Source organism: Sphingobacterium sp. UBA5639, assembly GCF_002421245.1.
Lineage (GTDB): Bacteria > Bacteroidota > Bacteroidia > Sphingobacteriales > Sphingobacteriaceae > Sphingobacterium > Sphingobacterium multivorum.
The window spans coordinates 150,832-172,433 of sequence record NZ_DIJR01000019.1; the positions used below are offsets into that span (position 1 = coordinate 150,832).

A 21,602-nucleotide genomic window follows, 5' to 3' on the forward strand; every position below is an offset into this window, starting at 1 on the left:
ATACTATACGATAGATTGTTTTGTTGTAACAAATATTTACTAAATTTGTTACAGATTAAATGGTTTTTAATGTCAGAAACATCTAGAAATAAGATAGAAACAAAGATTTTTAAGTCTTCTCGCGGCGAATTTTTTTTCGCAGATGATTTTAAGAATTATGGGACACCAGAGAATATCAGGTTGACACTTTTCCGCCTGGAGAATGATGGACTTATTGAAAGATTGGCTCATGGTATTTATATTAAACCTAAAAAGGACCCTTTATTGGGTACAATATATCCTAGTGTTGAAGAAATTGCAAAAGAAATTGCAAGGCGAGACAAAGCTCGTATTGCTCCGACAGGTGTATTAGCGTTGTATTTATTAGGGCTGACTACGCAGGTGCCGCTAAAAGCCGTTTATCTAACAGATGGTTCACAGCGGGATATTAAAATAGGTAAGCGTACAATCAAATTTAAACGTACTGTACCCAAAAGCTTTGCGATAAAAGATGATTTATTACAGTTGGTTGTTTCAGCTTTTAAAGAACAAGGTCAAGAGGGACTTTCTGAAGAATTCTTAAGCATGATCAAACATTCAGTCAAAAAGATAGAAAAACAAATTCTTGATTCTCAGTTGAAATATGCTCCAGTATGGATCCAGAAAGAAATAACTAAGCTTTACCAATCCTAAAATTATGTGGTTAAATCTTAAGACAGAACAAAAGAGGCTTGTATTGGATCAATTGAGCAATATAATGGGATTGCCAGCTTTTGTTATTGAAAAAGATTGGTGGGTGTGTATTGTTCTGAAGGCTGTTTTTGCAACAAGATATGCAGAGTCTATTATTTTTAAAGGCGGTACGTCTTTAAGCAAAGCGTATCAGTTGATAGACCGTTTTTCAGAAGATATCGATTTAATAATCGACCGACACCTACTGGGTTTCGACGAATTAGATTCAAAAACCCAGATTAAAAAACTGAGAAAGGCCTCCGGAGGTTTTATTATCAATGAGTTTAGAGAGGAATTGATTCTTCAATTGGAAAAATTGGGAGTTCCTAAGGATTTCTATGAAATTCGTTATAATACTTATGTTGACGATACTAGCGATCCTAATACGCTGGAAATTTATTACCAACCGATAGCGCCAGTCGGTCACGCATATATCAAGCAAAGAGTACTCTTGGAAATGGGGGCCAGATCGCTAACTGAACCGTTCGAGACACAACCGGTCCTATCTTTTATAGATGATAATTATAAAGATTCCGGGTTTGCTCAAGCAGCTTTTAATGTTAAAGTTGTAATCCCTACACGGACTTTTATAGAAAAGGTTCTCTTATTACATGAAGAGTTCTCTAAACCGATTGACAAAATCAGGACAGATAGGCTAACTAGGCATTTCTATGATATAGATAAGATTATGAATACTGATTTTGGAACAGAAGCCATTAAAGACGAAGAATTATTTAACACAATAGTCCTGCATCGAAAAACAGTCACATCACTTCGGGGGATTGACTATTCCAACCATCGAAAAGGGAGTTTAAGTATCCTTCCGCCTGAAGAGATAATAAAAGAGTGGGAGGCGGATTATAAAATCATGCGTGAAAATATGATAGTAGGAGAAAGTCTAACATGGGCGGATCTTCTTAAAAGCATCAAAGGAATTGAAGATAGCATGAACAATCACATGAAGAAATAAAGCGATTTAATTTGAAATATACCTTCTTTGAATAATAATAGAGTCAAAGTCCATAAGCATAGTAATTCTTGAAGATGGGCTATTTTTCATTGCAAGAACTATTTTAAGATAAATAAACAAATGGAAGCAGTCGAATTTGTTGAAAGTTTGAGAAATATTTATATCGATGCTAGTCTACTAAAAAAACAAGGCTTGTCAGACGAGTATATTGAGCATATAAAAAGAGCGTATATCGTTATGCCAAAAGAGCGAACAATTGTATCTCAATATTCAATTATTGAATTGGTAGAAAACTATGACTGTTCGCATTTAGAAATTGGAATGGTCACCTTTGAGGAAAAAACAGAAGAAATTAGCAATTTTATATACTTTGGAAAGGCTTATGGTCATGATTTAGCAATTGATACTACTACTGGGGCCATTGTTGTATTGGAATCTGGATATGACAATCTACTTTTTAAGTGCGCTCAAAATGATAAATCCTTTTTATCTTCCATCTTTAATGTCGCTCTTTATCTTGAAAGAAGGGCGGTTGAAGAAGATTTGTATGTGAATATAGAATTGAACATTCAAATGGCTGAAGAATTGGGGGACATTGCAGGAGGTAAACTATATTATGATTTTTACAAAATGATGTTAGGTGTATAAGACTAATTATAGTCCATTTAAAACACCTATTCATGGTGTTAGATCCTATCTGACAATAGCGAATTTTTCCACGGTACGATTGTTTTCAATTTAACCACTAATGCCCTTGATTAACCCTGATCAATAGTTTTCATAAAGTTGTTCCAATAAGAAAGGATATTTATTTTGCACAGCATCAATTGAAGCGATATTTCGAACGATAACTTTCACCTCCACATTCCCGCCATTCACCGAGTTTTCCCGATCGTTAGTCTAAAGCTGGTAGGCTAGAGGCCTATTGTGTCGTAGTTTTGAGTCAACAAATAAGAACAACAGAACTAACACAATAAAATAAAGACATTATGAACCATCATGAGTGTATTCAAAAAGCACTCATGATAGCTTTATAATCAAATAAAAAACAAATAATTTCGATAAAAAACGCTAGTAAAAACATTCGCAGCAGCAGCTTTAATCGCCGTATCAACATTCGCTATGGCAGCTGATGGACCTGGAGCAAAAGCAACAAAAGCAAACGTTAACCTTTCCACAGCAGACTTGGCACTTGATCACTATGTTGCGGTCACTACGGAGGGCGAATCAGCAGGAGTAGAGCAGTTGTTCGCAGCTGATTTCAATCAAAAGATCCAAGCTACCAATGCGCAGTCTAATAGCCGTAGTTCTGTAGTCAAACTATTGAAAAAGCAAAAAGGCGAAAAGCTGAACTGTACAGTAAGCACTGATATCATCGAGGAATCGGCAGACTATATGGTTGCTAAAGTGACTTTGAAATTTGAAAACTTCACCAAAACAGACTTAGTTACCTTGGAGCGTGTGGGCAATGACTGGAAAGTATCCAAATCGATCAATTCTTATAAATAGGAGCCATCCCTTACAAATATATATGTTGTGAAGCCATGTCGTGAGATGTGGCTTTTTTACGTCAAAAGGGCCTGATTCTCATCAGACCCTTTCTCTTAGCGTTTATTTGTACAGTAATTTTTATGTTTCCTATCGTTTCCTCTTTTTTGTTTCGTCATCCAATGTTTTTAAAGACTATTGGATTTTCACTGTACGACGCTAATTTTTATGTTGAACCTTTCTTTCAAAAGGTAGCTTGTAGCCGTTGTATTGTAAGAACAATAGTCATTTCTAAATAGTTTTATTGGAGTAAATTCAAAGTTTAAAAAAAATGAATAAATTAGATTTGAAAAGTTTTGATGCTCAAGACTTGAGTGTTAATGATGTGTCGACAATCGAGGGTGTATATAATTTTTCAGGCTTTCAATCTTGTGCTTTATCCTTCTGTAGTGGTTCGAGCATTTAATAAAGACTTTAATATCATTAAAAATATACAATTCAAAGCATCAGACAGTACATTGATTTTCATAAGATTGATTCCATGATCTTTTGAATTGGCAACTTTTTCCTATAAATATTTCATCTTATTACTTAAATCTAAACATTTATGTCCCAGTTTTAAGCTGTTGGATTTTTTTGGACACTTACAGTAGAAGTTATAACGAACGCTTAAATATATTTCTTTTTCTTGGTCTTCGATATTTCTTCTATATGATAAAGTTGTGTTGCAAAAAACACCCATAAAAAAGGAAACAGAAACATTAGTATAATACTCAAAAAAGATATTCTCTCTTTTGATTTAGCTATTTGAACGACCGCTACTATGTAACTGATAAACCACAATAAAGCAAGTGTTATTAAGAAATATTTCATTTTTTAAAGTTTTATTAATAAAAATAATCAAAAATTTAATTATATGCAAGTATAGGCAGCATTGGAAAGCAGGTAATTGGAGAAAAGAGTTAACGGTTTTTGTCATGAACGCTATATCACTTTTTTTATATAAGTTGTAATGTTTTTGTCTTTTTGGAGACTAACAAGTAAAGCAATAACAAATAAGACATCCTCGTAGGATATGAGTATCGAAAAAGACTTTATTACTTTAGCGACTTCTAATCAGGCTATCATACACCGCATCTGCTGTATGTACCTAGACAATAAAGCCGATAGGGAAGATTTATTTCAAGAAATCGTATTACAGGCATGGAAATCATTCAAAAGCTTCAGGGGGGATGCCAAGTTTCAGACATGGCTATATCGAGTCGGATTGAATACGGCGATCACATATATCAAACGAGGCAATAGGTATACGCTGTTAATTCTCACTAAAATACCCCCATATATTCTCACTAAAATGCCCCCACCTTAAGTTTTTAATTAAGGTTTAACTTGTCGGAGTATTAAAGTCCGACATTATGTATAAAGTGGCAATGTATAATACGATAAAAACACTGCTGTCCCACGGGAAATCCATACGGGAGATAGCCTCAGAACTTGGGATGTGCCGCAAGACCGTTTCCCGGATACAGAAAGCCCTTGAGCGTGGCTTAGAGGAACCTTTGCCCCAGGTAAGACCAAAGCTGCTGGATGATCATCTCGATGACATTCAGGTATATAAGGAAATGGGGCTGAGCGCGATACTTATCCGCCAGCGCCTGCATGAGCAGCACGGTTTAGATGTATCTTACCCCAGTGTTGCCAGAAGTATCGAGCGATTAAAGAAGCAGGAGGTTTTTGTGCCGCTGCACAGCGATCCGGGAGAAGAAGCACAGGTAGATTTCGGATATATGGGTACTTTCCGCAGGAATGGCCGCCCTGTTAAAGTATGGGTGTTTTCCATGGTTCTCTCCCATAGCCGCTACAGCTTTTATAAACTGGTGACCAGCCAGCGGGTGGACGAATTTCTGGACTGCCATATCAAAGCTTTCGAGTATTTTGGGGGTGTTCCGCGTACTGTCAAACTTGACAACCTGAAATCTGGGGTGATCACTCCGGATCTTTACGAACCGGAGCTCCAGCGCAGGTATGCTGAATTTCTTTCCTACTACAGCTGTGCAGGAATTGCGTGCAGGCCACGCCGTCCACAGGATAAGGGCAAAGTTGAATCATCTATCAAATATGTAAAAAACAATTTTTTAAAGGGCTTCGATGGCAATAGCTATGAAGATCTGCTGTGCGGTCTTAAGGTCTGGAACGAAGAGACATGCAATAAGCGCGTACACGGAACCACGCGCCGTATCCCGCTTGCCGTATTTGAGCAGTATGAAAAGCATGCACTGCTTGCATTGCCCCCGGTGCGATATGAGATCCTGGAGGTCGGATCCAGAAAAGTCACCCGGCTGGCACACGTGAGCTACCGCCATAATTACTATTCGGTGCCCGCTGCCTATGCGGGCAGGACCGTCAGGCTCGAAAGCAACGGTACCTGCCTAAAAATATTTGACGGCAGCACACGCATAGCACTCCATCAGGTAAGCGCACAGATGGGCATGTACGTTTCTCTGGAGGAACACCGTCCGGATTATAAAAAGAATATCAGCAGAGAAGAATATAAGCGGCTGATGGGAAGTATCGGACCTTCTGGAGTTGCTACCTTTGAGTGGAGACAGATTTGAAAAATAGATTTAAATTTGTTAACAGATGAAAAGAGTATTTGACGATTCCTTTAAGAAAATGGCAGTAGAGCTTTCTTACAGCAAAGGGTCGGTATTAGAAGCAGCAAAAGAACTGGACATGGATGCCAGTAGATTAAGTAAATGGCGCATGGATCCCAGATATAATGGTGGTACCGTATTGCCTAAAAACGACAAATTGAGTCCTGAAGAGCAAGAAATCAGGGAACTAAAGAGGAGATTACGGGATGCAGAATTAGAGAACGCTATCTTAAAAAAGGCGGTGGCCATCTTTTCCAAGGGAGACTGAGAAAATACGAGTTCATAGGTGGACATATAAACACCTTTCCAGTTGAAAAGATGTGCAATACAATTAAAGTTAGCAGCAGCGGATTTTATAAGTGGCTTATCAGGCCACAAAGTAACAGAGAAAAAAAGACAGCAGAATTATCTGCTCTGATACAACAGGAATATGAGAACAGCCGTCAGATATACGGAAGCCCCCGCATTACCCATGAACTGAAGAAAAAGAACAAGCTGGTATCCAGATCATATGTAGCTCGCTTAATGAAGAAATTGAATTTAAGAAGTAAAAAATACGAAGGAAATATAAGGTGACCACCGATTCCAGCCATAGTTATGCTATAGCTGAAAATCTCCTCGGTAGAGATTTTTCAGCGGGTGCATTATCCCAAAAATGGGTTGGTGATATTACCTATATAAAGACTGCTTCCGGGTGGACTTACCTTACTACGGTTATTGATCTGGCCGATCGGAAAGTTGTCGGATGGTCATTTAGTAATGACATGACTGCGGGGAATACCACTGTTAAGGCACTGGCAATGGCTATAAAAAACAGAGGGATAAAACCGGGACTGATATTTCATTCCGACAGGGGGATTCAATATGCATGTGATGAGTTTAAGCTTATGCTAAATAAAAACGGTATAAAACAGAGCATGAGCCGTAAAGGTAACTGCTGGGATAACGCTGTAGCTGAAAGCTTTTTCAAAACACTGAAAACAGAATGCATATACCAGCATAAATTTCCTAATAGGGAGCTTGCAAAGCTAGAGGTCTTCAGGTACATTGAAGGATTTTACCACGCCAAAAGGATACATTCTGCAATTGGATATAGAACGCCAAATGAAATGGAAATGTTCTACCGATCAAAACAGAAATTAGCAGCATAAAAAGTCTCCACTTTTAAGTTGCAATTCCACAACAGAACTAACACAATAAAATAAAGACATTATGAAAACTTTAGTAAAAACATTCACAGCAGCAGCTTTAATCGCAGTATCAACTTTCGCTATGGCAGCTGAAGGACCTGGAGCAAAAGCAACAAAAACTAACATTAACCTTTCTACAGCAGATTTCGCTTTAGAGCACTATGTTGCGGTAACTACGGAGGGAGAATCAGCAGGAGTAGAGCAGTTATTCGCAGAAGATTTCAACCAAAAGCTCCAAGCTGCCAGTGCGCAGTCTAACAGCCGTAGCGAAGTGGTTAAATCCTTGAAAAAACAAAAAGGCGAAAAGTTAAACTGCACAGTGAGCACCGATATTATCGAGGAATCGGCAGACTATATGGTGGCTAAAGTAACGTTGAAATTTGAAAACTTCACCAAAACAGATTTAGTTACCTTGGAGCGTGTGGCCAATGATTGGAACGTATCCAAATCGATCAATTCTTATAAATAAGAGCCATCTCAAATAAATATATATGTTGTAGAGCCACATCGAGAGATGTGGCTTTTTCCTTTCATTCCTAAACAACATTTCGGATATTTGGACAAAGGCCAGTTTTTAGTTAAAGGATTTTATCATGTCGGATATTCAGCAGTTAATAGGACAGATCAGAGCATTCAGAGATGCGAGAGATTGGGAACAGTTTCACAATTCTAAGGATCTCGCAGTTGCGTTGAGCATTGAAGCGTCTGAGCTTCTGGAGCTTTTTCTGTGGAAAGGAAATGAAGATGCCAATCCTGACAAGTTGAAATATGAGCTTGCCGATGTACTAATGTATGCGCTATTACTTGCCGATAAGCACGGACTTGATGTTAAGGAGATCGTGGAGGACAAGATGAAACTCAACAATGAAAAATATCCTGTAGAAAAAGCCAAGGGAACTGCTAAAAAGTATAATGAACTGTAATTAATAACGCATGTCAGAATTGGATATTAAAGAAGTTCATATTGTTCCCGTCGGTAGCACAGAAGAGGTTAAGGATACAGATAGCAAACTAGATTTTTATAACAGCGCACTTGTTTATCTGCTCAACGATAAAAGGTCAATCTATATCGGTGAATCTATCGATATCAAGAACCGCTTTTCGAGCCATAATAGACACGACAGCAAGAAAGATCTATTAATCCGACATGCGATCTATTCGCATTTGTTCAACAAATCCGTTACCCTGCATCTAGAAGCATTCCTGATCAACCTTTTCTCAGCAGAAAAAGGTCTGAAACTGATCAACCTTGGCAATAACGGACACTACTATCACCAGAAGAAAGAATATGAGGTATTGTTTCCACAGATCTGGAAACAACTTGAAGAACTTAAAATAGCGCGTACGTCTACCAGTCTGCTATCATCGACAGCCTTCAATCACGTTTTTCTTCAATCTTGTTAAAAAATCTGAAACTTAAGTTCCGAAGAGAAAATACCAGGCTTGATATTATATGTAACTTCCGTGACAAAATTTCCAGCTCCATCCCTAAACTATTTACAACAACCTCTCCGCGATCTCCGCCTCGCCAACCACTACACCGCCTTTCAGGTACATCATCCGCTCACCACTTTTATAATCCGTGATTATGTCAAAGTGACCATTACAGGTTCTCATGCGTGAAAGCAATGCTTTCCTACCTGCCCTAAAGCCTTTATGTTTAGTTACGTCAAATACATATTTAGAGCAGCTATGCCTAAATATACACTTACGTCTTCTTTCTGGTGGGATGATCAACCAATACAACCGGATCGCGGTCAATAGGAGAGACTTCATGGCCTTGAAAATACCACCATCTGTCTTGCCGTCGTATATCCAGGTTTATTATTAAAGCAACCATTTTCGGCATGTACATAAGTTGTGACGCTTTCTAGTCTTACATAGTTCCATCCTCCTGATGCACCCTGATTAATCAGGTTTTCTAATTGTTCTGCTACTTGATCCGATGTGCCTGTCCTTGGGTCTATCGATGCTACAAAAGGTACTACTTTGTATTCCATAATATCAGTATTTGATTGGGTTAATGATTTAATTAAAGCTATGTAATAAAATATTGAAAATCAATGTGTTTTGAGTTTTATTGCAATCCATTTTACAATATTGTCAATTTTAAGAATAAAAAATTACAGATTATTACGGCTTCCCGTAAAAGTTATGCCTGTGCACCAGGTGGCTAGCTACTGTATTAAAGAACATGTCAAGATAAGGAATGCTTTTGCATTTTATCTGACCTCTGGAGACTGGCTTTTACGAACCAAGATCAGTATTTTTAATACACTGAGTTTTGCCAATGAGCAGTTTTACGATCCTATCAAAGGCACTTTGCAGTTTGATGTGTCCGATCTGGTGCTGATTAAGCCCAGCGGGCGAAATCAGGTCCGCTTGCAAAGGCTGAAAAACAAATTGAATAAGCAAGAGATCGATGGCACCAAAAGATCGATTTTGGCCATTGGCGATGCTCCGGTTGTCTTAGGTGACTGGCAACAATCGGTGTATTTTTTGTAGAGCGGAGGATCTCGGCGAGTCAATTCAGATAACATGATATCAATATGAGTTTTTTACATCCATTTCTCTAAAATCAGGAATAACGGTATTATGCTTGTTTTTCGAAAAGGCATACTTGTTTATATATTTCTTTATTATCGGCGAAAAACGCCGATANNTATCGGCGTTTTTCGCCGATAAATTTAAATAGTTTAAACATGAAGATGTATTCTCAGAGAAGGAAAGATGTGTTAAAATTAGTGCCGGAGGGAGCTTTGGTTACCAGATCTTGGCTACAGCAGAATGATCTCACAGGCCATGCGATCGATAATTTATTGAAGAGTCGACTATTGGAAACTGTGAAAAATGGAGTATATAAACGTGAAGGGGCAGAAGTGGAATGGGGGGATATTGTCTATTTCCTGCAGAAACAGCTAGATACAGATCTAACCATTGGAGGCCTATCGGCTTTAGAACTTCAGAAACTGACCCATTATCTCCCGATGTCTAATCAACGCTTGATTCATTTATATGGCCGGGATAATCTTCCCATATGGATAAATAACCTTACAACAGGGATCAAATTTCTTAAGCATAGTTCTGGCTATTTATTTGGTAATAGTTTTGAAGATGAAAGGCCGCTAGCATTACTTGAGTTTACTAGAGCTTTCAGTTGGAAAAATACAAAGGAAGGCTTACGTATATCCATTCCTGAAAGAGCTATTTTGGAAGTGATGAATCAAGTTCCCCAAAATATATCATTTGAACATGCGGATGAATTAATGCAAGGATTAAATACGCTTTCTCCTAGGACACTCCAAAGATTATTGGAACTGTGCACAAATATCAAAGTTCGCAGGCTTTTCTTTTACCTTGCCGAGCGTCAAAATCATACCTGGTTTACAAAACTTCAATCTGAGAAAATAGATTTTGGATCTGGTAATCGTGTGATCGTCACAGGTGGGAAACTAAATAAGAAATATAAAATAACTGTTCCTGATTTTTATGAGTAAGAAAGAAGAATATGCCGAGCAGGTCCGTTTATTGATCCGATTGTTACCTATAATCGATAAAGAAGACTGTTTTGCACTTAAAGGCGGTACGGCTATTAATTTGTTTTATATAGAGATTTGCCAAGGCTTTCCGTAGACATCGATTTGTTGTATCTGCCAATGGAGGATCGCGACGCCTCTCTTGAAAATATCAGACCTGCATTAGCGAGAATAACAGATTCCATAAAGAAATCGATTGCAGGTGCCCAAGTTCAAAATACAACACTACAACAGGATAATTCTTTACGAATAATAGTTTCACTTAATGATGTTCGTGTTAAAATAGAACTATCTCCTGTTATACGTGGAAGCCTTTTCCCAGCTGTCAGAATGGAAGTGCGACCGCAGGTTGAAAAAGAATTTGGTTATGCTGAAATGCTAGTTGCATCACACCCAGATCTGTATGCTGGTAAACTTTGCGCTGCCCTAGATCGTCAACATCCCCGTGATTTGTTTGATGTAAAACAGTTATACGAAAATGAAGGATTAACGGAAGAATTACGAAAAACATTTCTTGTATTTTTAATAAGTCATTTTCGACCGATGGCAGAACTGCTTAATCCAAACCGAAAAGATATCTCAGGTATATATGAAATGGAGTTTGCGCAAATGGCAGAAATTGAAGTTTCTTTACAGGAGCTACTTTCTGTACGGAAGAAACTGATTGCAGATATCAACAAGGAGATGACTGATAGTGAACGTAAATTTTTACTCTCTGTCAAAAATAAGACACCTGATTGGGCACTCTTAGGATTGGACGCAGCTTTAGTCTCGGAACTTCCTTCAGTGAAATGGAGATTAATCAATTTAAATAAAATGTCAGAGAATAAACACGTGACCGCTTACAAAAATCTAAAAGCTGTCCTATATCCTTAAAGTCAAGCTGAATAGGAGAGATATGGCTTTTTTACGTCAAAAGGGCCTGATTCTCATCAGACCCTTTCTCTTAGCGTTTACTTGTACAGTAATTTTTATGTTTCCTATCGTTTCCTCTTTTTTGTTTCGTCATCCAATGTTTTTAAAGACAATTGGATTTCACCGTACGACGCCAATTTTTATGTTGAACCTTTCTTTCGAAAGGCAGCTTGTAGCCGTTTTGTATGGTAAGAACAATACTCCATTTGAAATAGTTTTATAAGATTGACCTGTTTTGTCTTGCTAACTATCTTGTTTTCTTTTAATTATTGTTGTAGTTTTGGTGTCTCACATCGAACTGTTTTGCCGTAATGAGATAAAACGAGGCGAAAAATGAAAAACAACTATAGTTCACTCGAAAATTTAACTTTACAAAAGTTAATACGGGCTGGAGATCAAGAAGCATTTAGGATAATCTATGAAAGGTATTGGGACAAAATATTTGTGATTTGTAATAACCGGCTCCCACAGAAAGATATTGCGGAAGATCTTTTACAGGATATTTTTATTTCACTTTGGAATAATCCCAAACTCGAAGAGGTTCAAAATCTTGAAGCTTATTTATTTCAGGCAGCCAAGTTTTCTATAATTAAATATCTAAATAGATCTTCAAGAATCGATTTTGTTGATCCTAATTCCTATGGATTATTGGATCGTGTGGGAGAGCTTGGCCTGGACGATGCATTATACACCAAAGAACTTCAGCAACTTATTTTCCAAGAGGTAGAGCGCCTGCCGGAGAAAACAAAGATTATCTTTAATTATTCCCGTATAGATAATTTGGACAGTAGAGAAATCGCTGAAAAACTAAATATCTCCCATCGAACTGTTGAAAATCAAATCAGCAAAAGCCTAAAACATTTAAGGATTTTTATAAATAATTTAAAATCTTTGTTATTTTTTTAATTTTTTAGCGTGCGTTGCTCAGCACTTATGGTACTTCTATATAGACCACAAGTGTTAATCATATGAAGACGCAACAAGAAATTAAAGAAATCATTTCCCGTATTAACCAGGGAATAGCCTCTGAGGAAGATATTCTACAATTCCAGCTTTGGTACAATAGTTTTGACGATAGTGAAACAATACTCGATAGTAATCTCTCGACTGTCGAATTTAAAGATAAAAACTGGGCAGAGATTAACCGACGTATTGCTCCCGCCAAAATATCCAGGTTGCAATGGGTATGGCGAGTTGCAGCTGCACTACTGCTGCTCTCTGCAGCTGCAGTCTGGATCTGGTCAATTCAGCAAAAGGAAAATAATAATGAAGTTTTTAGATCGGCGGCATGGATCACAGATACTTCAGGCCAAACTGAAGAAATTAATAGCAGTTTACATGATTTTTTAGATTCGACAAGATATGTAGATCTCAAAGAACATCATAATTTAAGAACCTTGGCAACAGCTGCAGGAGAGTTTACCAAAGTTATTCTCCCCGATGGCACTAAAGTGTCTTTGAATGCCGGATCGAAGATCGTCTTGTCCCCAGATTATGGCAAGGCGGCGCAAAGGACAATTTCATTGGAAGGGGAGGCTTACTTTGAAGTAGTAACAATACCTGGACGCAGTTTTGTCGTAAAAACAGCAGATCAGCAGATCAGAGTTCTCGGTACAAAATTCAATGTCAGAGCTTATCCTAGTTTTGATAAAACAATTACCACACTACACGAGGGGAAAATTGAGCTAAGCAATGGGAACCAAAATGTCATATTGCAACCCAATAATATAGCTGTCAACAAAGATGGAGCTTTGTCTCTTCAACGGATGGCGAAGCTAGAGAAAGAGGCATGGCGTAAACTAGATTTTGAATTTGATAATGAATCCATTAAGACTGTACTTCATCAACTTAGCCAGTGGTATGGTTTTGAGCTCTCTTATCAGTCTTCTGTTCCTAATCAGTATATCTCTGGTAAAATAATAAATGGCACAAAAACCTCAGATGTGCTTGAGATTATGAAAAACTTAACGAATGGGAATTTTCAGATGAAAGGTAAGGTCCTCTATGTGAATTTCGCAAATAATTAACCTTAATACAATGAATGAAAAATTATTTAAACGAAGCCCGGCTTTTTTAAATCCGGAATTGCTTTCGGTTAAACTAACCACCTTAATGACAATTGGGCTATTGTCTTGTAGCATACAGCAAAGTTTCGCACAGCGAATTCATATTGATACAACTAAAAAGCCACTTAAAACAGTGCTAAAGCAGATAGAAGAGCAGTCAGGTTATTCTTTTGTTTATGACGCAGGTATTGTAGAAAATACTGCTATGATTCAGATTTCACTTGATGAAGACGGAATTCAAGCTGCATTGTCGAAATTATCCAAAGAGCTTAATGTTGAATATAAGATTGTTAATAAAACTATTACGTTAACTCGGATCAAAGAAAAGGAGGGAACAATCTTGTTGAAAGGACGTGTGTCCATCGATGATCAGGATGGTAAATCTCCTTCATATCAAGCTGGTGTCAGTGTCGCGATCAAAGGAACTAATAAAGTTACCAGTACTAATAATATCGGCGAATTTAGTTTGGAAGTACCTATGGAGGCGACTATTGTGGTCAGTTACATCGGTTATAAATCCAGAGAAATTCCTGCTAAAGATATCAGAAAAAACCTAGCTATCGTGCTCCAAAAAAGTATGGATTATCTAGATGAAGTAATTGTAACAGCATATGGTACCAAAGAAGCGAGAGAGAACCAAACAGGATCGGCTTTTACAATTACAAGAAAGGACCTGGATAATAGGCCTGCGCTCCGATTAGATGCTTTACTGGAAGGTGTCGTTCCTGGGGTCGAATTTAATTCACAAGATGGGGGTACAAATAGTTCTGCAAGATCACGCTATAGCACTAGAATACGTGGCGAAGCATCTACCGTTGGCGGTATAACATCAAATGAGCCGTTATGGGTCGTGGATGGTGTGCCTTTGTATACTGGCGGAACGACTAATTCAATTCCTGGGATGCAAAATTCGATCAGTCCATTGACATATATAAATCCGAATGATATTGAAAGTGTCACCGTACTTAAGGATGCCAGTGCAACGACAATTTATGGCGCAAATGGATCCAATGGTGTTATCCTGATAACAACCAAACGAGGAAAAGGAGCCCCAAAACTTTCTTATTCATTTCGGACAGGGATAAATAGACGGCCGTCAAGTCATCTCAACCAACTGAATGGTCGCCAATATTTAAACTTGGTGAAAGACATGGGTATGGTTGATCAGTTGGGGAAAATTGATACCACACAGGATACGCGTTGGGCAGATGTTTATAATCGTACTGGTTTTACTAATCTCCACAGCTTAGGACTGTCGGGTTCAACAGATGCTGTTCATTATTTCCTCTCAGCCAATATCTATGATGAAAAACAGACGATTATCGGTAATTCTACAAAACGTTATGATGTGCGTTCAAACGTAAGCGGGAATGTCGGCAAACGCTTGGTTTTGAACAGCACACTTGCTGCTTCTTATTCTAAAGATGATATGTTCAATCCGGGCAATGCTTATTTTCAGTACAGCCCATTGATTAGCCCATTTGGTCCAAATGGTGAGTATATTGAGCGCGATCCAAATGGCGGGCTTTTGCAGGGTATGCCGGGTTTGATCGATCAAAATGAACAAAAACAAGCAACCGCACATGTTTTGGGAACCTTAGGATTTACTTATCAATTATGGGATGGATTAGTCTTTACAAACCTCAATGGTGCAGATTTTACCAGCGCCAATGAAGATCAGTACTTTTCGATGTATAATTATACGGGCTCTTCCAGCAACGGTGAGGCCTACCGAGGACAATCACAGGTTTTAAACTTAATCAGTACAAATACCCTAGCATTTAAACGTACTATTTTTAAAGGTGACTTTGATGTTGTACTGGGAACCGAAGCACGAAAAGAAGAACGTAGATCTGTTTCTGCCACGGGAACTAATTTTCCAAATGATTATATCCGAGAAGTCGGCTTTGTATCCACAGATAATCGTCTTGGGACAACGAGTCGCGATAAACAAACGTTACTTTCCTATTTTGGGCGTGCCGGCTACGTATATGATAAACGTTATGCAATAAACTATACCTATCGAAAAGATGGCAGTTCCAATTTTGGTAAAGATGTAAAATGGGGAACCTTTAGTTCTGTCGGTGCGGCCTGGACTGTTAGTAATGAAGATTTTTGGCCCAAAAATAAGATCTTAGATTTCTTGAAATTTAAGGTGTCCTATGGGAATAATGGTAACTCTCGATTTAATTCAGCTTATGCTAGTGGCATTTATAAATACGATTCCAATTATAGCTATGGAGGGAATTCTGGAACGACGATGTCGAGAGGTGTGAATGATGGACTGAAATGGGAAACAACAAAAATGCTCAATACAGGGATAGATTTTAGATTGTTTGGTCGGTTTAATGTGGCTGCCGAATACTATCGAAATGTTACCCACGATATGATTGATGATGCCTACGTATCTATGGTTACTGGATTTAGACGTACTTATCAGAACGTCGGCAAAATGCAAAATACAGGTTTAGAGCTGAGTGTTAATGGAGCAATACTACAAAAGGAAAACTTTAACTGGAATGCCACTTTTATTTTATCGTCAAATAGAAATAAAGTGTTGCAGTTAAATGAAGATATTGACCGTGTTTCGGGCAATACGATCATGAGAAAAGGATATAATTCCCGCTCTTACTATCTTGTGCGTTGGGCAGGTGTGGATCCTTCTACAGGAGACCCGATGTGGTATGATTTGGACGGCAATGTGACTAAAGTGTATAATACAGAAAATCGTGTACTTGTTGGGAATTCAACACCGCAATATTATGGAGGACTAACGAATTATATTAATTACAAAAACTGGAATTTTTCAATTTTCTTCAAATATTCAAAAGGGGGCTATTATTTTGATCAGGCAACTAGAAATAATGGATTGGATGGTCTTAATATTTTGAGTGGCAATCAATCCATTGATATGCTGAATTCTTGGTATTTTCCGGGCCAACTGGCTACTTCTCCACGACTTTCAAATACAACAACCTCATCTATTATGAACTCCACCCGTTTTTTATTGGACAAAACATATCTTAAGTTAGATAATATCAGTTTGGGATATACTTTTAATAGCGGTCTAATTCGCAAATTAAAATTAGATCATATTTCAGTTACCGCTATGGCAAGTAATATTGCGATGTGGACTCCATATTCATCTAAAAAAGGATCAATAAAAAATTATGAATCCTTAGCTAAACAGTTTGGCGTAACAAGTGGAAGCGTAGTTGACAATACCTATGCAAATATGCTTTCAGAATCTAGTCGCGTGCTTAATTATTCATTGGGTATCAATATTGGTTTTTAATCAGAATTTAATATGAAATTATTTAAATATACAGTAATTGCATTATCATTGACGCTTGCGAGTTGCGGTAAATCATTTTTGGAGGTTGAACCCATAGGGCAACTCGGCAAAGAGCAACTATTTTCTGATCTGAATGGTATGCGGGATGCACTTGTCGGTAGTTATAACCTGACCTCACGTTTTTTTCAGTCACAATATGGGATATATGGCGATTTAAGAGGCGATGATGTACAGCGCATCACAAATGGTACGCAAAATTATATGTTAACGGACTATAACTATACTTTTGATGAAGAAGATGGAACTGGTGGGACTTTAGCCATTTGGTCAACAGGCTATGAGGCGATTAATAATATCAATAATATTATTAACTCTGCTGAAACGGTACGTAAGTCACTAAATGGCAGGTCTGACGATTTTAATAGCTATATGGGGCAGAGCCATGTTTTGCGCGGACTACTATTTTTTGCGTTGGCAAATGTTTATGCACAGCATTATACGTATACAGCGGATGGAAGTCATCCGGGAATTCCTATTCCTACAGTAACACCATTACCGAGTGAGCGCGTGCCTAGGGCAAGTATGAAAGATACCTATGCGCAAATCATAGCTGATTTAGAACAAGGAATTACCTTTTTGGAAAATTCCACAGCAAAGACTAAGATATATGCTTCAGCAGATGCCTCAAGGGCTCTTTTGTCCAGGATATATCTATACATGGGACGTTATGAAGATGTGATTAAGTACTCATCGTTAATCCTGAACGATGGAAAGTACAAATTGGTGAATGCCGAAGATTATAAAAATATGTTCATTTCGGATAGTCAGTTTTCAGATTTTAACAGTATTAAATCTGAAGTGATCTGGCAACTAAATCTGAATATTAGATCTTCAAATTTTATGTCAAGTTTCTATTCCGATAGAGTTGCGTTTTTAGCCTATCCTTCGGATAATTTTTTAGATTTATTAGCCACAGATGACATCCGTAAATCAATGTTTGAACTACAGTCAAGCCCAGAGAGGTATATGTCTCTTAAGAATGGGAAGTATTCAACAACAAGTGATCTGAATTGGCCGGTCAACTTTAAAGTGATCCGTTCTGCCGAACTCTATTTAAATAGAGCGGAAGCATATTTTCATACCCAACAATACAATTTAGCTATTGAAGACTTAAAAACCATTAGAGCGAGGGCGCTAGGTAAAAATACTGCAGACATTATTGTCGAATATAGTACTCCGAATGAATTATTGGAATTAATAAAATTGGAAAGACGCAAGGAATTGGCTTTTGAAGGCCAACGTATCTACGATATCATGCGTTATAGAGAATCATTGGATCGTGGGGCTGGATGTAACTCGGCAAACTGTTTGATAAAATATCCAAATGATTTGTTTATTCTTCCTATTCCCAAATCAGAATTAGATGCCAATAAATCCATTACTCCCAATCCCACTGTAAATAAATAAAAATGAAAAATATCCTATTTTTAATGAGTTTCATCTCCCTGCTATTTTTAGCTTGTAATAAAGAATTGGAAACTCCATATGATCATCCTTTTTTCTATATCCACCAAAATAACGTTTCGGAAATAACGGTGCAGGCCAACAGAAATGAGTCGGTTGACTATAAAGTTTATTTCAGTACAAAAACACAGTTTGAAGCCATAGAATTGGATTATGAAGTGGTAGCAGGCGAAGGGCTTAAAGCTGGCGTAGATTTCGAAGTTGTTAATACAGGTTCGTCGCTTCTGTTTAAGCCAGGTGTCGTAGAAATGCCTATAAAAATACGCTGGATTAATCATCCGATAGAAGAAGGTAAAGACAATACGTTGACTATTCGTCTGCTCAGAAGTGATAAGAATATTACACTTGGGCTACCCGGCCCTGATCATAAACAATCTAGTCTGAAAATTACTAAAATATAGAACATATGGATATTCTGAAAAAAACAATAGGGATATTTAGTGTTCTTCTTGTATCATTCATACAGCTGAAAGCTCAGGACCTTAAACAGGATCCAAAACTGGTGCGCGGAAAATTAAAAAACGGTTTTCAGTATTTTATTTATCCTAATAATACGAATAATCAGCAGACTGCTATACAGCTTTTTGTCAATGCCGGCAGTCTACAGGAGGAGGACGACCAGTTGGGATTAGCGCATTTTGTAGAACACATGGCTTTTAATGGCAGCAAGCACTACCCCAAAAATGAAGTGATCACCTACTTGGAGTCTTTGGGCGTAAAATTCGGAGCTGATTTAAATGCACACACCTCCTATGATGAAACGGTTTATAAAATTACGATCGATAGCAAGTCGAAGGAAAACTTAGAGAAAGCTCTTGATATCGTTAGTGACTGGGCATTCAATCTTAGTTTCGATTCTTTGGAAATCGAAAAGGAACGCGGCATCATTATAGAAGAATGGCGGACCAAGGAAGGCCTTTCTGCCCGCCTAAGCGATCAGACCCTACCTTTGATTTTTTCTCATTCCCGTTACGGCATCCGTAAACCGATTGGTACGCTGGATATTTTGCGTAATTTTCGTCGACCGACACTGGTAGATTTTTATCAAAAATGGTATAGGCCAAACTTAATGGGGTTGGCTGTCGTAACAAACCAAGATCCAAAAGCAGTTGAAAAGATGATCAAAAAGCTTTTTGGAAAAGCTAAAAATAGAAAACCAGAGGCAAAGCGCATTTCATACAGCCTCGCAAATCATACAGATACACTTTTTAATATCTATACCGATAAAGAGGCCAATAGTATTGACTTTAGTTATATTGGGATTTTGCCAGCCAGCAAAGCTGTTAAGACCGAAGCCGATTTTTTTGAAAATTTAAAACGTAGTACAGTAAATGCACTTTTAAAGAAAAGATTTGATCGAATTGCCCAGTTAGACGACAGTTACAAAAGTGCTTCCATGTCGGTCTCTGATCTTTTATTGAACAATGGACTTTCTGTTGGTGGAGCTACCTTGTACGAGGGGCAGATCAAATCTGGAATTTCTAAATATTTGAAAGAACGCGAACGTATTTTGCGCTACGGATTTACCTCTTCGGAACTGTCTGATTATAGAGAGCAATACAAAAGACAGCTTCAACGCGCGCCAGAGAACAAAGAACTGAATGCCAATATGATGTTGAGCCAATTAAAAGATGTCTTTTTTACTGGCCAAATATTAATGGATAAGGAAGCCCGTAATGGGCAGATATTACGTGATCTAGATCGACTCGATTCTTTAAATCTCCTGCATCATCTCCAAGGTTATTTTAAGCCAGGAAATACAGCTGTGATGCTAACCGCTCCTGAACGCCTCATGGCAGAGGTGCCCAACGAAAGTGTTTTGCGCCAGTTGTTCGCAGAGTCCGCCCAGGCAGATTTGAAGAAATGGACAGATCATATTGAAATACCCCAGCAATTGTTGAGCGATCTGCCTATATCCGGTAAAGTGATACAAAAGAAACTGATCAACGAGGTCGGTGTGACCGAATGGCAACTTTCCAATGGCGCCAGATTTTTTCTGAAGAAAAATGATAGTAGAAAAAATCATATTCAACTAACAGCCTTTAGAAAAGGCGGTTTTATTGCTATGGACAGCTCCGATTATGTCAACGCTGTGTATGCCAAAAATATAATTGGAGCCAGTGGTGCGGGGGCATTTACGCGGGCGGCATTAACAAAATTTTTAAATGGAAACTCAGCGTCGGCCACGTTTATGATAGCGCCAAATCGAGAGGGACTGTCGGCTTCAGCTAATCAAAAGGATATCAAGTCTATGTTTGAGCTGATTTACCTCAAATGGACTCAGCCTCGTGTCGATGAGAAAATTTTTGGAAGCATCAAAAAGCAAGGGTTAGATGCCGCCAGGAATAAAAAATTCAATGTGATGGATGCCTATAATCAAGCGATCAATAAAGCTATAGGGGCGGACGATTTGGATGAAAATACACTTTCGGTCGAACGCATTGAAAAGGATCTACAGATCGATCGTATTGTACCAGTATTCAAAGAACGTTTCCATTCAGCTAAAGATTTTGATTTTGTGCTAGTCGGTGATTTTGATATAGATAGTATTCAAGCTTTTGTAGAACAGTATATAGCGGCACTTCCCACAGGATATTACCGCAGTGAGCAGCGGATCCCAGCTTATAAACAACGCCAAGATCAAGAAATTGTCCAATATGCAGGTCAGGCCGAAAAGGCCACGGTTAACTTGTTCTATCAGACCACTTCTACACATTATGATTACCCTGAGATACTAAAAAATGAACTTTTGGAAAATGTGCTCAAGGTTAAACTCCGAAAGAATTTGAGAGAAGAGCAGTCAGGCGTATATGGCGTAGGCGTTAGTGTCAGTGCAACTTCTGAACCGACCGATTTGATGCGTACACGTATTAATTTTACCTGCGAACCTTCAAGAGCAGAGTTTTTGATCGGACAAGTTCAGATTGAGCTTGATAAAATCATAAAAGATCCGTCTTACTTTGTTGAAGAACTCAATAATGCTAAAGTGCAAATGCACCAGGTATACGACAAACAATTTGGAAAAGATACATTTTGGAGTGCAGAACTGCGCAACCATATTTATTATGGCTTTGGAACCTGGTCATTTTTTACCAGTTATAAGCAAATGCTTGATCAGATAAAAGCTGCAGACATTGCAGATTATGCTAAACAGAAGCTCAATAAAGCCTACAAAGTAAAAGCGGTATTATTACCCGAAAATTTAAAGAAATAATTCATACAGATGAAATGGTCAGCGACATATCAGACAAGT

24 protein-coding genes are annotated in these 21,602 nt (G+C 38.1%); 22 read left to right on the forward strand and 2 right to left on the reverse strand.

Annotation, left to right across the window (positions count from 1 at the left end; translation table 11 throughout):
• Positions 1-69 precede the first annotated feature (69 nt).
• The 12 genes from B4Z90_RS11625 to B4Z90_RS11675 all read left to right on the forward strand — a co-directional run bounded on the left by B4Z90_RS11625 (position 70) and on the right by B4Z90_RS11675 (position 8,417).
• Complete coding sequence (locus tag B4Z90_RS11625; protein ID WP_070562054.1) at positions 70-672, forward strand: DUF6088 family protein; 603 nt, start codon at positions 70-72, stop codon at positions 670-672.
• 4 nt (positions 673-676) lie between these two features.
• The gene (locus B4Z90_RS11630; RefSeq protein ID WP_070562056.1) at positions 677-1,681 is read left to right on the forward strand and encodes a nucleotidyl transferase AbiEii/AbiGii toxin family protein; all 1,005 of its coding nucleotides are present in this window, start codon (positions 677-679) and stop codon (positions 1,679-1,681) included.
• Positions 1,682-1,801: 120 nt separating this feature from the next.
• Complete coding sequence (locus tag B4Z90_RS11635; protein WP_070562058.1) at positions 1,802-2,329, forward strand: hypothetical protein; 528 nt, start codon at positions 1,802-1,804, stop codon at positions 2,327-2,329.
• A gap of 474 nt (positions 2,330-2,803) precedes the next feature.
• Positions 2,804-3,190 (forward strand): nuclear transport factor 2 family protein, encoded by a 387-nt coding sequence (locus B4Z90_RS11640; protein WP_286710099.1) that lies wholly within the window; start codon positions 2,804-2,806, stop codon positions 3,188-3,190.
• 1,054 nt (positions 3,191-4,244) lie between these two features.
• On the forward strand, positions 4,245-4,538 hold the full coding sequence (locus B4Z90_RS11645; protein ID WP_286710098.1) for an RNA polymerase sigma factor: 294 nt from the start codon (positions 4,245-4,247) through the stop codon (positions 4,536-4,538).
• A gap of 46 nt (positions 4,539-4,584) precedes the next feature.
• Positions 4,585-5,784: an IS21 family transposase gene (gene istA / locus B4Z90_RS11650; RefSeq protein ID WP_286710097.1), complete on the forward strand. Its 1,200-nt coding sequence runs from the start codon at positions 4,585-4,587 to the stop codon at positions 5,782-5,784.
• 25 nt (positions 5,785-5,809) lie between these two features.
• Complete coding sequence (locus B4Z90_RS11655; RefSeq protein WP_070565777.1) at positions 5,810-6,091, forward strand: transposase; 282 nt, start codon at positions 5,810-5,812, stop codon at positions 6,089-6,091.
• A gap of 50 nt (positions 6,092-6,141) precedes the next feature.
• Positions 6,142-6,399, forward strand: a complete 258-nt coding sequence (locus B4Z90_RS25195; RefSeq protein ID WP_083295921.1) for an IS3 family transposase — start codon at positions 6,142-6,144, stop codon at positions 6,397-6,399.
• On the forward strand, positions 6,378-6,974 hold the full coding sequence (locus B4Z90_RS11660) for an IS3 family transposase (protein WP_083295920.1): 597 nt from the start codon (positions 6,378-6,380) through the stop codon (positions 6,972-6,974). Before B4Z90_RS25195 ends, B4Z90_RS11660 begins: the two co-directional genes overlap by 22 nt.
• Positions 6,975-7,035: 61 nt before the next feature.
• On the forward strand, positions 7,036-7,482 hold the full coding sequence (locus B4Z90_RS11665) for a nuclear transport factor 2 family protein (RefSeq protein WP_286710096.1): 447 nt from the start codon (positions 7,036-7,038) through the stop codon (positions 7,480-7,482).
• Positions 7,483-7,606: 124 nt separating this feature from the next.
• Entirely contained in the window at positions 7,607-7,936 is a 330-nt protein-coding gene (locus B4Z90_RS11670) for a nucleotide pyrophosphohydrolase (protein ID WP_286710095.1), read from the forward strand.
• Positions 7,937-7,946: 10 nt separating this feature from the next.
• Positions 7,947-8,417, forward strand: coding sequence for a GIY-YIG nuclease family protein (locus B4Z90_RS11675; protein ID WP_286710094.1), 471 nt, complete (start codon positions 7,947-7,949; stop codon positions 8,415-8,417).
• A gap of 93 nt (positions 8,418-8,510) precedes the next feature.
• Here B4Z90_RS11675 and yidD read toward each other — a convergent pair whose 3' ends face one another.
• Positions 8,511-8,789 (reverse strand): membrane protein insertion efficiency factor YidD, encoded by a 279-nt coding sequence (yidD, locus tag B4Z90_RS11680; protein ID WP_070570512.1) that lies wholly within the window; start codon positions 8,787-8,789, stop codon positions 8,511-8,513.
• Positions 8,786-9,013 (reverse strand): hypothetical protein, encoded by a 228-nt coding sequence (locus tag B4Z90_RS11685; RefSeq protein ID WP_070570510.1) that lies wholly within the window; start codon positions 9,011-9,013, stop codon positions 8,786-8,788. Before B4Z90_RS11685 ends, yidD begins: the two co-directional genes overlap by 4 nt.
• Positions 9,014-9,167: 154 nt before the next feature.
• Here B4Z90_RS11685 and B4Z90_RS11690 point away from each other — a divergent pair, with 154 nt between their 5' ends.
• The 10 genes from B4Z90_RS11690 (at position 9,168) to B4Z90_RS11735 (ending at position 21,563) form a co-directional block, all read left to right on the forward strand.
• The gene (locus tag B4Z90_RS11690; RefSeq protein WP_070570508.1) at positions 9,168-9,518 is read left to right on the forward strand and encodes a hypothetical protein; all 351 of its coding nucleotides are present in this window, start codon (positions 9,168-9,170) and stop codon (positions 9,516-9,518) included.
• A gap of 197 nt (positions 9,519-9,715) precedes the next feature.
• Positions 9,716-10,510 (forward strand): type IV toxin-antitoxin system AbiEi family antitoxin, encoded by a 795-nt coding sequence (locus B4Z90_RS11695; protein ID WP_070570506.1) that lies wholly within the window; start codon positions 9,716-9,718, stop codon positions 10,508-10,510.
• On the forward strand, positions 10,503-10,646 hold the full coding sequence (locus tag B4Z90_RS11700) for a nucleotidyl transferase AbiEii/AbiGii toxin family protein (protein ID WP_217493582.1): 144 nt from the start codon (positions 10,503-10,505) through the stop codon (positions 10,644-10,646). The genes B4Z90_RS11695 and B4Z90_RS11700 overlap by 8 nt, the downstream gene beginning before the upstream one ends.
• Positions 10,647-10,669: 23 nt before the next feature.
• Positions 10,670-11,425 (forward strand): nucleotidyl transferase AbiEii/AbiGii toxin family protein, encoded by a 756-nt coding sequence (locus tag B4Z90_RS11705; protein WP_254667774.1) that lies wholly within the window; start codon positions 10,670-10,672, stop codon positions 11,423-11,425.
• A gap of 372 nt (positions 11,426-11,797) precedes the next feature.
• Complete coding sequence (locus B4Z90_RS11710) at positions 11,798-12,370, forward strand: RNA polymerase sigma factor (protein ID WP_070570504.1); 573 nt, start codon at positions 11,798-11,800, stop codon at positions 12,368-12,370.
• Between the two features lie 62 nt (positions 12,371-12,432).
• Positions 12,433-13,491 carry a FecR family protein gene (locus B4Z90_RS11715; RefSeq protein WP_286710169.1) on the forward strand — a complete coding sequence of 353 codons (1,059 nt, stop codon included), beginning with the start codon at positions 12,433-12,435 and terminating at the stop codon, positions 13,489-13,491.
• A gap of 10 nt (positions 13,492-13,501) precedes the next feature.
• The gene (locus B4Z90_RS11720) at positions 13,502-16,825 is read left to right on the forward strand and encodes a SusC/RagA family TonB-linked outer membrane protein (RefSeq protein ID WP_070565773.1); all 3,324 of its coding nucleotides are present in this window, start codon (positions 13,502-13,504) and stop codon (positions 16,823-16,825) included.
• A 12-nt stretch (positions 16,826-16,837) separates the two neighbouring features.
• On the forward strand, positions 16,838-18,292 hold the full coding sequence (locus B4Z90_RS11725; RefSeq protein WP_070565771.1) for a RagB/SusD family nutrient uptake outer membrane protein: 1,455 nt from the start codon (positions 16,838-16,840) through the stop codon (positions 18,290-18,292).
• A gap of 2 nt (positions 18,293-18,294) precedes the next feature.
• The gene (locus B4Z90_RS11730; protein WP_070565769.1) at positions 18,295-18,750 is read left to right on the forward strand and encodes a hypothetical protein; all 456 of its coding nucleotides are present in this window, start codon (positions 18,295-18,297) and stop codon (positions 18,748-18,750) included.
• A gap of 5 nt (positions 18,751-18,755) precedes the next feature.
• Complete coding sequence (locus B4Z90_RS11735; protein ID WP_070565767.1) at positions 18,756-21,563, forward strand: M16 family metallopeptidase; 2,808 nt, start codon at positions 18,756-18,758, stop codon at positions 21,561-21,563.
• Positions 21,564-21,602 lie beyond the last annotated feature (39 nt).